The 12,257-nt window shown below is 45.4% G+C and carries 10 protein-coding genes; 5 read left to right on the top strand and 5 right to left on the bottom strand.

Features of this window, described 5'->3' with window-relative positions:
- The first annotated feature begins 3 nt into the window (after positions 1–3).
- The 4 genes from ACO0KZ_RS11370 to ACO0KZ_RS11355 all read left to right on the top strand — a co-directional run bounded on the left by ACO0KZ_RS11370 (position 4) and on the right by ACO0KZ_RS11355 (position 4,732).
- Positions 4–1,434: an HlyD family type I secretion periplasmic adaptor subunit gene (locus ACO0KZ_RS11370; protein WP_422995260.1), complete on the top strand. Its 1,431-nt coding sequence runs from the start codon at positions 4–6 to the stop codon at positions 1,432–1,434.
- Between the two features lie 47 nt (positions 1,435–1,481).
- Positions 1,482–2,003 carry a DUF4124 domain-containing protein gene (locus ACO0KZ_RS11365; RefSeq protein WP_422995259.1) on the top strand — a complete coding sequence of 174 codons (522 nt, stop codon included), beginning with the start codon at positions 1,482–1,484 and terminating at the stop codon, positions 2,001–2,003.
- A 236-nt stretch (positions 2,004–2,239) separates the two neighbouring features.
- Positions 2,240–2,653, top strand: a complete 414-nt coding sequence (locus ACO0KZ_RS11360) for a hypothetical protein (protein ID WP_422995258.1) — start codon at positions 2,240–2,242, stop codon at positions 2,651–2,653.
- Between the two features lie 12 nt (positions 2,654–2,665).
- Positions 2,666–4,732, top strand: coding sequence for a hypothetical protein (locus tag ACO0KZ_RS11355; RefSeq protein ID WP_422995257.1), 2,067 nt, complete (start codon positions 2,666–2,668; stop codon positions 4,730–4,732).
- Here ACO0KZ_RS11355 and ACO0KZ_RS11350 read toward each other — a convergent pair.
- From ACO0KZ_RS11350 to ACO0KZ_RS11335, 4 genes are all read right to left on the bottom strand, one after another.
- On the bottom strand, positions 4,729–5,208 hold the full coding sequence (locus ACO0KZ_RS11350) for a hypothetical protein (RefSeq protein WP_422995256.1): 480 nt from the start codon (positions 5,206–5,208) through the stop codon (positions 4,729–4,731). The genes ACO0KZ_RS11355 and ACO0KZ_RS11350 overlap by 4 nt on opposite strands.
- Positions 5,209–5,299: 91 nt before the next feature.
- Entirely contained in the window at positions 5,300–8,041 is a 2,742-nt protein-coding gene (locus ACO0KZ_RS11345) for a DEAD/DEAH box helicase (protein WP_422995255.1), read from the bottom strand.
- Positions 8,038–10,029: a DNA methyltransferase gene (locus ACO0KZ_RS11340; RefSeq protein ID WP_422995254.1), complete on the bottom strand. Its 1,992-nt coding sequence runs from the start codon at positions 10,027–10,029 to the stop codon at positions 8,038–8,040. Before ACO0KZ_RS11340 ends, ACO0KZ_RS11345 begins: the two co-directional genes overlap by 4 nt.
- On the bottom strand, positions 10,029–10,256 hold the full coding sequence (locus ACO0KZ_RS11335; protein ID WP_354332239.1) for a DUF6471 domain-containing protein: 228 nt from the start codon (positions 10,254–10,256) through the stop codon (positions 10,029–10,031). The genes ACO0KZ_RS11340 and ACO0KZ_RS11335 overlap by 1 nt, the downstream gene beginning before the upstream one ends.
- A gap of 131 nt (positions 10,257–10,387) precedes the next feature.
- On the opposite strand from ACO0KZ_RS11335, the gene ACO0KZ_RS11330 reads away from it, so the two are divergent.
- Positions 10,388–11,410, top strand: a complete 1,023-nt coding sequence (locus ACO0KZ_RS11330) for an IS1595 family transposase (RefSeq protein WP_422995253.1) — start codon at positions 10,388–10,390, stop codon at positions 11,408–11,410.
- Between the two features lie 4 nt (positions 11,411–11,414).
- Here ACO0KZ_RS11330 and ACO0KZ_RS11325 read toward each other — a convergent pair whose 3' ends face one another.
- Positions 11,415–11,852 carry a hypothetical protein gene (locus tag ACO0KZ_RS11325; RefSeq protein WP_422995252.1) on the bottom strand — a complete coding sequence of 146 codons (438 nt, stop codon included), beginning with the start codon at positions 11,850–11,852 and terminating at the stop codon, positions 11,415–11,417.
- Between the last annotated feature and the right edge of the window lie 405 nt (positions 11,853–12,257).

Genomic DNA, 12,257 nt, shown 5'->3' with positions numbered 1-12,257 from the left:
AAAATGAACCAAGCAAACATAAACAACGCAGCGCCAGAAACACAAGCAACACCAAGCGCCCAAGTCATCCAACTACGCCCACCCACGCGCTGGCACGACCCGCTACAACTTATCCAAAACAATCCACCCAGCCAAACAGGCCGCATCGTCCTATGGGCAGTATCGATTCTGGTCTTCATCCTCATTATCTGGGCAGCCTTCGGCAGGCTCGACATCATCGCTAGCAGCGAAGGTAAATTGGTCCCGCAAACGCTGGTCAAAATCGTGCAACCTGCTGAATCTGGCATCATCAAAGAACTGCTGGTCAGAGAAGGTGACACTGTCAAAGCAGGGCAGGTCATCGCACGCTTAGACACCACTTTAGCTAATGCTGATCAAAGCAGCATCAGCAACGACCTGCACACTCAACAGATGCAAGTACGCAGAATACAAGCCGAACTCAACGATGTACCGATGAAGAGCAAAGCGGACGACGACAACACACTCTTTAGCCAAATCCATAGCCAATATCTAGCCCACAGAAAAAACCTACGTGACAGCTTAGATCAAGAATTATCCTTACTCCAAAAAGCCGAACACGAACGCAAAAGCGCACTAGAAATTTTAAGCAAATACGAACAAACCTTACCGTCTCACAAAAAGACTGCCGACACCTATGCCGAGCTAGAAAAAGAGGGCATTGTCGCTAACTCACTGAGCGCAGAAAAACAGCGCGCCGCCATCGAAACGCAAAAGAACCTCGACGCTCAACAAGCGACGGTAGCCGCACTCAACGCTACCATCAGCGCCCAACAAAAACGCCTAACCCAACTCAAAAGCAACTATCAATCCGAACTACAAAAAGAACTAGCCGACCTCCAACAAAAAATTGGACAACTTCAACCTACTTTGGATAAAAGTAAGTACAAACAAGGCTTAATGGAACTCAAAGCCCCCCAAGACGGCACCATCAAAGACATCGCCACCACCACGATCGGTGCAGTGGTACAGCCTGGCACTGTCGTCATGACCCTAGTACCGAAAGACGAACAACTCTATGCCGATGTCAGTATCAAAAACGAAGACGTCGGCTTTGTCGAAGTCGGACAAAAAGTCCAAATCAAAGTCGCTACTTATCCGTTCCAACGTTTTGGCATGTTAAGCGGCAAGCTGACACATCTGAGTGCCGATGCCACCGAAGTCAATAAACCAAACGCGACGGGCAACAATCCCAATGCCGCAGGGACGAATGAAAACAATGCCAGCACGATAGCGACATACAAAGCGCGTATTCAGTTGGATCAACAGAGTCTAGTGGATGCACAAGGAAAGACGCATCAGCTCAATGCAGGGATGCAAATTGTGGCGGAGATTAATCAGGGTAGGCGTAGCGTGTTGGCGTATTTATTGTCGCCTGTGCAGAAGGCAGTGAATGAGGCGGGACGGGAGAGGTAGTTCACGCACACATCAAAAAAATTAACTGAAAATCAAAGAGGAGAAATATGAAAATCTACCAACTAGCAGTAAGTGTAGTGACGATATCAATGATTTGCTTGTCGGGTGCCGATGCCTATCAGATCCAAAAATGGGTCGATAAGGATGGTAAGGTTCACTACGGAGATAAAACCGTTGCACCGCAGACCAGTCAGTCTATGCAGATGAACGTAAAAGAGGGGCAAGAGCTAAAAGCGCCGAAGCCGCCGCAAGAAGCGGAGAAGAAAAAAAAGCCTGTGGACGAAAAGATCGAACCATCCGATGTTGCTTCTGCGAGTTGCATAGGTTTCGCAAAGAAAATTCTAGCGCTGAAAATGGATCCTAGTATCGATCCTCAAGACGATTCAAAAAAAATTGGCGGCTTGCTCGTCAGTATTCGTCAAGCCTGCCCAAAGCTTGAGGTCGAATGTACTGTCGATACAGCAGTTTATAAAAATGAACGCTGTGAGACGCGCCAATCAAGTGGCGATGGCGTTGTATTTCGTGGGCGTGTGAATCAGAATAACTATTTGATGAAACTTGCTAGATAGGTTTACTTAGTTAAATGGTGAACAGAACATTCGCTTGTTGACTTAAAGCGAGAGATTCTTAAAACTAAAGCAGTTAGTCGATCTGACAAAGAGCATTCATGCCGGCATTTCGGCAGTCGTCTGAATCTTATTCAAAACGATTGCAACATCTCATGTTTACATTTATTTAGCTAAAACGAAAAAACGAAAAAATTTTCAGAAAACAGTAACTATTTTAATTTTTAAGGAAACATAAAATGACATTCGTATTAGAAGAAATTTCATCATCGGATCACGAAAAATATCAATTGACGGACAAAAATCCATTTACTTATAACAGTGTACAGTCAAATGAGTGGCTGATAGATCGTGAACGGAACATGTATTTTAGAAAATTAGGGGGAAGGCGGCGTGATGATCCTTACGTAATGGAGTTTCACTGTTTCTGGCGCGGAGTTTTACTAGCGATTTGTTTTGATTGTCGGTTGGAGCACATCACGCCAAGAGACGTGAAAGTGAAATGGGCTTATGGCGGAGGCGATCCCTTGCCTGAGAATTTAAGACCCTATGTAGACGAATTTTACGCAGATTTGAAGGAGGCATTAACTTTATATAAATCTGAAGGCATATCCTCGCCGTTTGATTCTTATGTTGTTGAATTTGATTTTTAAGGGGTACGAAAAATGTCAAACTTAACAGCCGCCGATGCGCTTGATTTAATAAAGAAAAATCCAGGAGACTATGTAACACCGGAACAATTAAGAGCACTAGCGAATCGTGTCCATGTCGAGATATCGAATCTCAATAAGGTAACTGTTTTATATAGTGGCAATGTAGCTGGTGCAATTAATGGTGGTGGAATTGTCAGCGGTCTGGTCGAACAAAAAACAGCCGTCCGCGCGATTTCGCAAACTGAACTATATAAATTCCTTGATAATGAGCAATTTCAAAAAGCTGTCGCTCAGGCGTTTAGTACACCGTCGAATCCGGTCAGTATTGACACGCTAAATGATATTGCTCAGGAAAATCACCCAGCGAATAAGTTCTTTAATGCATCAAAAACAGGGTTGTGGGCCGAAGGTTCCGTGCGATTTGCGAGTTCTGCCGCTGGTGATGTGCGTGTACTGGCACCATTCTCTAACCCTTCGCGAATTCTGGCAATCGATGAGCTACCAGCGTTGCTGGATAATACAAAAGTTACGCATATTAATGGCATTCCGAAATCAATATTTCAGACGATTTTAGACTCGAATCCAACAACAGGATTGACTCGCGTAAATAATGCCGTTGCGTGGTCATCACAGGCCTTGATGAGAAATATGAGGCTGGAAACTCAGCCTCTTTTTAATGCAGACGGTAGTCCAAATATTGGCACCAATGGTGTTCAAAAAATGAAAGTAACTGGTGTTTCAGCAGGTGAGTTCTTTGATGGAACAGGGATAGAAGTAAATCGCACTCCGACCATCGGCATAAAACTTGAGAATCTGATTGATGACACTTTAAAAAAAGATGTGCTTAGTTCTGAGCCAAAGTTAGCTCGTGCGCTTGAACAAGGTCGAAACGATATTGTGGATGCAGCAAATGCTGCCAAAGCGCTTCCTATCGACGATATTCGATATGTCTCTAAAACCAGTTGGAAAGAGCTCGGAGTGAGGGGACTTGGGCTTGCTGTTGGAATTGGCATGCTAGGTCATGAGGTGAAAGTGGCTATTGACCAAGGAGATAATGTCCGCGCAGAGAAAATACTGGCAAATGGCAGCGTTGAGTTATTAGTCGGAATAGCAGTGGGTGATGCAGTGGTAGCCTTGGGTTTGGGGTTTATTTCAGGTCTAGCTATCGTTAATCCTGTTACTTTGGCAATCGCTGCGGGAGTTGCTATTGGGGCGGGTATCTATGTTGGTTACCAAGCTACGGTCGCAGTTAAGAATCTATTAGCTAAGGAAACAGGCGAGTTACCCATCGTTCGAATTGAAGGCGATTGGAAGCTTACACAGTACTCAAGTGGGCTTATTACAAAAGAATTGCAAACAGGGCAGCAGCCTGATGGTATTGATTTTAAATGGAGCGTGCCAGATTCGCGTGGCACTATTGTCGGTGAGAGAAACATTAATTCAGATGATGTAACCACCTATCTTTGGTCTGGTAAAGCTGCTGGCGAAGGTCAAATGTTAGAACGAACTAATGCATCCGATGTGGTAACTCGGGATGGCGAGGTCATCCGCGAAGTCGTTAAAACGGGATCAACTGATGCAAATAAAGTTTCAATCAAGACTACTGAACACATTTCAAAAGTAGACGGTAGCTTGATTGATAAAGTAGTTGTAACGAGTCAAGAAGGTGGGCCTAGTATTGTAGATTTTTCAAATGCTCAGCGCGAATCAACGACGAGAATTGATGAGAATGGTGTTAAGACTGATGTCGAATGGGTAAACAAACTTGATTCTTCACATGGCTCATTTCACCTCGATAAAAATACTGGAATATCGACGGAAAAAGCGTTTACAAAGAATGATATTTTGACTCGTGAATTAATTGTAAACCCCGATCATTCTAGTTCGGAATTAGTTGTAAATCCGGATTCTGGGTCGCGTGCTCTGACGAAAATAAATGCGGACAAGTCAAAAGAAGTTTTGTCCATAGACGCTTTTAAATCAGAGACGATTCAGAGAGTTGACTCAAATAATCGGAATTATGTAGCAGCCGCACAAAGCTTTTTCAGAGAATGCATGTCTTCTAGGGTGATCCTCTAAAACAGCATTTCGTTCGGTTCGATTTTTTTGCGATCAAACGCATGGCAATTGGCTTTAGCATCATTTAATGCGTGATGATCTTTGATGCGATTGTCAATAAAGTACATCTGTAACGCAATTTGATCCAAATACTTGTAAATATTCTTACCACGGAGCCATGAAGGGATTTCATAGCCCATCGCATGACAAAACAAACGCCAGTCACCATCGTAATCAAAACAGATAACTGGCGCTCTCGCTGAGAATTGTTCCAACCACAATCTCAGCCTTCTTTGCAACTCATCGACTGAACAATGTGCTGCTGGCACCTTGCCCAGTTGCGGCAAAACAGTTGCCACAACAAAATCATTGCACTTACTTTGATCAACTGGCAGTTCAGCATAGAATTCATGTAAACCACATTCTGATACCAAACCGATGCTGATTAATTCAGCATTCGCAAAATCGGTAAATTCGGTGTCGATGAAGATCAGCACGTCAATTCCTTCAAAGTTACGCGACAAAAAAAGCTTTGGTTGTTTATTGGTATCACTTTGCAATTATTGCAGAAAAGCAAAATTTGCTCGATCAATTATCCGTTCGCCTCAATGTTTCCCTCAGTACCGATAAATCGCTGTTAACCTTGGCCCCCTTAGTTCCATTGTCATTAACGATATAAAGGTTATAGTTGTCCTTCGTTAAAAAGATAATCTTTTTGTAATCTTTGTGCTCTCGGCGCGATTTCTTAAAGGCATCCTTTAAATCGTGTTTGGTATCGGCCAGCCGGATTGTTGGCTCCGCTTCAGAATAATATCGAACGCACAAAATAAAATCTGGCCAAAAATTGAGATGGCTATCTGGGCGCACCACGGCAACGCCATAATCGGCCCTATCAGGATTTCTATGCCACCAAAGAACGAATTCGGCTTCGTCTAATTGTTTGGCGAATTCATTTTCACTTTCGTACATCGCGTGAGTGCCGTTATATCCGTCCACCCAAATTGTACTTTCGTCGCGTAGATGATATTGGCGATGTTTCAAGAATTGGCGCTCCTCCTTTACCAAAAATGATTCTACTTGAGGCATATCTTCATTTCGGCGCGGCGGGAGAACACCGTAACTGTTTTTTGCAGATGGCAGTAGCGGCAAGTCGGATGGAAACGCCATGTAGTCCGGCAAGGGGCTTTTAGTTTCGCGGCTGGTCACAACCTGAGATATTGCGTCATGGTACAGTGCGACGACATCATCGGCCTTCATGCGAACCAAGTCGTGCGCCATATCTCGATAGATGCGATCGCGCTCACTTTCATCGATCATGACAGCTATGCCATTAGATTCGGCATCAACCTGAATCCGACTTGTCAAAATCTGTACGAATTGCCGAACATCAGCATCCTCAAATTGAGCGGTAGAGAGCAACACCAATTTTGCTTGTCGGTGTAATTCCTCGCGCCGAATCAAAGCAACAATCTTTGTATCTGGAGCGCGTTGCCGAGTAACTAGCTCGGTACGCTGTTCGATCGCTTGAGTATGGCCGGTTGCTGCTGCCAAGGCGTTGTTCAAATCCGCTACCGAGTATTCCAGCCGCTGAGCAATCCTTTTAACCACTTTCGCTAAATCTACGACGCTCGGTCGCAATTCGGTTAGCAAGTGAGGCGCGAAATGCGGCAAGCCATCATTGCGTGGGTACAAACTTAATCTGATTTCATTGAATGCGGCTCGCAGATCGTCGCGATTCTTCGCTGGAATTTTGAGTAAGCGCGGCGGAACATAAGTTTCCTCGTCGTCCCAATCCGGCTGAATGTCACCATCAAACAAAAGTCCTTGTCCTTCCTCAACGAAAGTCGTTCTACCAGCTTGTGCTTCAATTTTTGCAGAAGGATGTACTTCATTCGAACCAACCGATTGAGCCTCGGCGTTATCCACTGTGCTATTGGCGACAGTTTCTGCCTTGCTTCCGTGCGTGGTATCCCAATCTACTTCCGGCAACATTGAAGATTGTGGAGTCGGACGGTTGGTGAAAATATCCGGTCCGCCGTTGCGCGTCTTGATCCTTTTGAGTCTTTCTGTTTCACCTTCAAGGCTTGACTTAATGCCCTGCAATACTGTCACTGCCTTCTGATAGCCGTTCTGTGCTGCCGCGTTCGCCAGATAAATATATGCCGTACGGAGATCGTCGCTAAGCCGCTTTCCTTGCTTTTCAAGTGTGCGAGTAATTTCCCGTACTCTTTGATCGACACGCATGACGCGCCCGACGAATTGCAGAGCGTAATCTTTATCCGTGACAGGTTTGGTTGACGCTAAGACAAAAGCCCTGGGCGCATCAAATCCGGTTCCAGCAGCTTCCTTGAAAATTAGCACTTCCTTGCTAGTGTCATGAGCAATCGTATTCATCAACTCTGGGTCTGGCGCTTGAGCGGTATGCTCCCCGATGAGTTCAGGGTGCACCCCACATTCGCGGGTCAAGAATTCGAATGCTTCCCGCGTTGTATTTTCTCCATTCCCTACTTGCACCAACAGCAAAGGCACCGTTTGTATCCCTCGTTCAACTAACAGATTTTTGAGTGCACAATGCTTCTTCCATGCTTGCCGCAGCACCGTGCGCTGCAAATCAACAAGACTTTTCCATTCATCTGAGACGCGGTAAACATATGCAGCGATGAATTCTTTGTTGAGTAAGGCATCAACTGCCTCCTGCCGACTTACTGAGAAAGTCTTATTCTCGCCAAAGCCAGACGCAGCAAGAAACTGATTTAGCTTTACGTCGTTCGGGGTTGCAGTCGCCATAACGAGAGAATCCGGTTTGAGGCGCTTCACAAATTTACCAAATTCCGTTTCGGACGAAAGGCCGATATGCGCCTCATCGACGACGACACCAATCTTAAGCTTGTTGGCACGGGCGCGGGCGACAATACCCTGTACCGAAATCGAAAAATCATCGACCTGCTTCAATACTTGCCTGTCTGCCGACTTGCTGGAAACCTGTTGGGCATTCGCAATCAACACGTCGCCATTGGAGTGGTCACGCTGCCGCTCAGTAGACATGGCGTAAAGCCTCAATTCCTTGATCCAATCAAGCGCCAACACGGTTTGCCCTACCAAATTTGCATATGGTGTAAACCAGAACCAAAGTGTAGGTCGTTCAGAACACACCTTCGCAAGCACCTGGCTTAGCATAAACGTTTTTCCCGCACCAGTTGGCGCGACCAACAAGGCTGGTGAAGGTTGGTGCGTTAGGTGTTGCGTCATCGCGCCGATGATTCTGCGTTGGAATTCCTCCGGTTCCATCAATGGGATTGCCGGTTTATTGAAATCAAATGATTCGCTCATGCGCCTTGCCCCTTGATTGCTTCTGACATCCATGAAGAGCTATCCACCAATTTTCCAGATTCAAGAAGATAACTTGCTACGCTATCAGGACGATCGGAGTAGACCCGTAATTTGTAGGCTGGATGTGATGCCAATTGCCTCAAAGCCTCATCGTCTACACTGAAGCAAAATAGAATAGCTGAATCGCTGCTCGCTGCGATTGTCGCTACTGGCACATTCAAAAATGGCAAGATGCGTCCGACATATTTCAGGCAAATGGCGTGCCACGCTGTTTCCGGTTTAAGATCGTAAAATGCATCGGCATGATTGATTTTATTCAACCGCAAATAGGCAAAATCGCCGCCAAATCCTTTTGTGGTTCCATACCCTTCAGAAACACGCCGAATTCTTTCGGCACATATGTCCAAACAGACATTCCTTGCTGGCTCTTTGGCTGTAGCCTCACGACTGGATACCATAATGAATTTCCGTGGGATTTCATTTAGATTTTCTGCATTTAGTGCAAGCACCGCGTGGGCTGTAGTGCCAGAACCAGCAAAAAAATCAAGAACTGTGTCGCCAGGATTCGTGGCTTGTCTTAATAAATTCAGCATGAGGCTTGGTGGTTTAGGATATGCAAACGCTTGGAAGCCAAGTATTTCGTTGACTGAATGTTCGCCAGTGCCGCTACGCTGCGCATTCAACGCAACGACGAAATCGTCATCATCAGCGTCATCGCTTGCGCCCTTGATCCAACTTGATACCGCTCTTACCTCGCTTTGAAGGTCACGCAGATGCCGCTTAAACCACGGTCTGCCGAAGCCGACAGGTTTGCCTACCCAAAATTCAAGCCCAGGGAGATCCTTTGACAAAATCGGTGTTTTTGTTTTGGGTCTAATCGGAACGTCGCCGCTATCTATTGCAGCAAGTAGTTCCTCCATTGTGTTCCATATCTGAACACGCTCGCTGGCTGGATCGGGAAACAGAATTTTTTCCTCACGGATATATTGCTCCATCGATTGTTTTCGGAGCGTAGAGACATCTTCGACGATTTTTTCCGACGCAAATGCCCATACACGGCTTGGATTACATGGATACCAGACTCCAGTATTCGAATTTTGAATCGGGTAGTAGAGATTTCGCCTTTGTGCCCAAGTGAAACCGAGCGTCAGATCACCTGTTTTCCACCTGCCCCGTGGATCATTATCTGGATTCTTATATTGGGAAAAATCTTTGTCTTCCCCACGAAACGAAAAGCCTTCTCTCCCGTAAACAAGAATGTGTTCATGATCATTGGATAGGCGAACATCATTGCTCAGGTTTGTTCCTGAGCGCGTCTTCCAGACCATCGAACCTCTGCGCATACCGGCAAAAACTTCATCCATCAGAAGTTCTAGACGTGAGCGATTTTCATCGTTAATGGAAACTAAAATTACACCGTCGGGAGTCAATAAGTCGCGTGCCAACGTCAAACGTTGAAATAAAAATTCCAACCACATTGAATGGCGGTATCGGTCATTTTTGCCTACGTAGTGATCGTTGTATACCCAGTCCTTTTCTCCCGTGTTATAGGGAGGGTCGATGTAAATAACGCGAATTTTGTGTGCGTGCGTAGTACGAAGCAAACGTAACGCATCGAAGTTATCTCCTTCGATGATGAGGTTGTCATATGCGCCTTTGCCGTTGCATTCGTCAGGAACCAAATCTGGCATCACCAAATTTGCGGACAATGCGCTATCAAATTCAATTTCATTCCGTTCCCAATGCAAACCAAGCTTCGCGTCAGTTAATTTTTTCGCGAGTAGGGCTTTCAGTTGGGCGTGAGTTAAATCATCTAGCCGATCAAGTAAGGAATTATTTGATTCAGATAGGGAACCATTTAATTCATCGCCGATCTTTTGGCTGGCTGGCTGGCTGGCTGGCTGGCTGGCTGGCTGGCTGGCTGGCTGGCTGGCTGGCTGGCTGGGTGATTGGGTGATTGATTGATTGATTTTTTCGACCGTATACATTAGTTGTTCTCCAAACGAATTACCTCGCGGCCCAGCGCTTTCATGCATTGCATAAAAAAAGCAAAGCTGAAAGCGCCACGGTTGATTTTATTGGCAATGCCTTTATAACTCTCTTCTACATCGATCTCATTTAATCGACGTATCAATTCTTCGTAGCCGACACCCGATCGGGCCATTTCTGACTTCAGCAAATTGGTGGCAATCTGGTTCCATTGATCGTGCTGCATCGCATACCTCCTAGCGCTCTATAACAATGTGGAACATTCTACATATAGATGGATAAATCTACAAATTGTTCTTGCACACTTCCACGAATAAGGTATAATTTCCACATAAACGTAGATTAATGGAGAAGGTAATGACACAGCACTTCCTACTCTCAGCCAAAGCCCGTACTCTGTCTTTGCGCCGTGTGTTTGAAATGAATGACGAACAAGCATTTAAGCTATTCAAGAAAGTACGTTGGGGCAATAGCAAGGCAGTGACCTGCCCAATGTGTGGCGTGGTGCACGAGCACTATTTCATTGCCACGCGCAGCCAGTGGCGCTGCAAAGACTGTCATCACACGTTTAGCGTGACCTCTGGCACGATCTTCGCGTTTCACAAACTGCCTCTTAAAATGTACCTGGCAGCGATTGCTATCTACACCAATGCCGCAAAGGGCATTTCTGCCTTGCAAATGGGACGGGATTTGGATCTGCAGTACAAAACCGCGTTTGTCCTGTGCCATAAAATCAGGGAGTCCCTGATGGAGCGCCGCGACATGTCGCCGCTGTCCGGTGAAGTGCATGTGGATGGTGCTTACGTCAACGGGCATATTCGCCCTAAGAATAAAAAGGAGGATCGGGTTGACCGCCGTTTAGCTGAGCATCAAAATCCTGCCAAACGCTGCGTGCTGGTCATGCGCCAAAAAATTAATATTGTGGGTGATGCTATTCAGGGCGCAAACAAAACAATCTCGTTCGTGATTAAAGCGGAGAATCAAGCCGACGTGGGCAAACTGGCTGAACTGTATGTACAGAAGGGTTCTGTCATTTGCGCAGATGAATCTAACGCTTATGATGGCCTGCACGCCAAATTTGATACGCGCCGTGTGAATCATGCGATTGAATATCGTAGCGATGCTGGTATCACAAACAATTTAGCAGAATCGTATTTCTCACGTTTCCGTCGCATGCAATACGGCCAGACGCATAAGTTCGGCAATTTGTATCTGGCAAATTATGCCAATGAAGCTGCTTACCGTGAAGATACACGGCGCATGAGTAACGGTGACATATTTGACGATATTTGCGAGAAGTGCGTACAAACAAAAACGCACCATGACTGGTGCGGTTACTGGCAGGGGAATAAACGGACTGCTGAACGATTAGCGGCTTGAACGCCTAGACAATTTCCCAGTGCATCACACCAGGTTCGCCGTGAGCATCAATGGTCTTAACAATGTTATTTGCCATTAGGCGGTGCAACACGGCCAGAATATTTTTTTGAATTCGTACCACAAATTCCGCCGTTGATTTTATGCCCTTGCGCTGCATCAATGCATCAGCAATTTCACGGCTACACATTGGTCTGCCAACTTCACGTAATACATCCAACGTCATGCGCTGCGCTTCCCCATGTTCAAAGTATTGATTACGTGCGTTAGTTCGCTTAGACTTCACTGTACGTAAATCAAACTCTGGCGCAAATAATTTAATCGTTCCATCTAAATGCGACAATGCACTTTGCAAGCGGTGAATTTCGGATTGGTACGAGGTGATTTGTCCGGCGACTTCGGCGCGTTTCGATACCAAGCCGGATATGACGTGAGATTCTGCCATGTTGATTTCCCCAAAAGTGATGTTTGAATGGGGATAGTGTAAGTTTTTAGCTCAAGAAAAGCTTTGTGCGGCTGCTACATAATTCCGCAAATAATAATGAAATCTATTTTGAAAATAAGAATCGGGACGGAAGCTACACCAAACGGGAATATGATCCAATTACTGGAATCAGTAAGGAATTATTTGTAGATAAGTATAAAAACATTACCCAAAGTTCTGATGATGGTAAAGGGAATTCAAGCGAAGTTCGCCTTGACCAAGATCAGAATTTTATAAGTTCGAAATGGACGAAATCAGATAAAAGTTCTGGAAATGAAAAAATAGTTGATGGATTGAAAACTAGCTATTTCGAGGACGGCAAAGGCTATTCGAAGACCGAAATTACTTCAAAGGACGAAAACAAGA

It is taken from the genome of Undibacterium sp. Di24W, from assembly GCF_049340325.1.
GTDB lineage: Bacteria > Pseudomonadota > Gammaproteobacteria > Burkholderiales > Burkholderiaceae_D > Undibacterium.
Note: the sequence above shows the minus strand (reverse complement) of the source record. Positions and strands in the feature narration are given on the sequence as shown.